The organism is Vibrio sp. Y176, from assembly GCF_033438945.1.
Map to the genome: position 1 here is coordinate 1 of NZ_JAWOQS010000266.1, position 851 is coordinate 851.

At 47.8% G+C, this 851-nt stretch carries 1 protein-coding gene; it reads right to left on the reverse strand.

Annotation, left to right across the window (positions count from 1 at the left end; translation table 11 throughout):
• On the reverse strand, positions 1–837 hold an 837-nt coding region (gene pyrB, locus R7O13_RS25475), incomplete at its 3' end, for an aspartate carbamoyltransferase (protein WP_318305025.1).
• Positions 838–851 lie beyond the last annotated feature (14 nt).

Below are 851 nucleotides of genomic sequence, written 5' to 3' on the forward strand. Positions count from 1 at the left end.
ATCTACGTCTGTCGTGATTTCATCAACACGAGGTAGCGGGTGCAGTACTTTTAGATTTTCACGCGCGCCTTCCAATAGAGCCGCCGTCAGAATGTAAGCCGATTTGATGTGCGCATATTCAGACTCGTCGAAACGCTCTTTTTGAACGCGAGTCATGTAAAGAATATCGAGCTCAGGAATTACCGCTTCCATCTCTGTGTGTAGGCTGTATTCAATGCCAGCTTCATCGAGTTCTTCGCAGATGTACTCTGGCATCGCCAATGCGTCTGGAGCGACAAAGTAGAAGCGGATGTTATTGAACTTCGCCAGTGCTTGAGTTAGTGAGTGAACGGTGCGGCCGTATTTTAAATCGCCGACAAATGCTACGTTTAGGTTGTCTAAGCGACCTTGCGTTTCCGCGATGGTGTAGAGGTCAAGCAGCGTTTGTGTTGGGTGTTGGTTAGCACCGTCGCCCGCGTTAATCACTGGAACGCCATTCGAAAACTCGGAAGCAAGGCGCGCTGCACCTTCTTGAGGGTGGCGCATCACAAATGCATCGACGTATGAAGAGATAACTTGTACAGAATCAGAAAGCGTTTCCCCTTTCTTCGCCAGAGACGTATTACCATCGTTATCAAAACCAATGACATCACCACCAATGCGTTGAAGCGCGGTCTCAAATGACAAGCGAGTACGCGTTGATGGCTCAAAGAAACAGCTCGCAACGACTTTGTTTTTAATCAGTTCTGGTCGAGGTTTCTTTTTCAGATTACCTGCAGTTTCGACGATAAGTTCCAGCTCTTCACGAGAAAGCTCTGGAATAGAGATGATGTGCTTCTGGTAAAGCGAGTTCGCCATGATCTTCTTCCCTA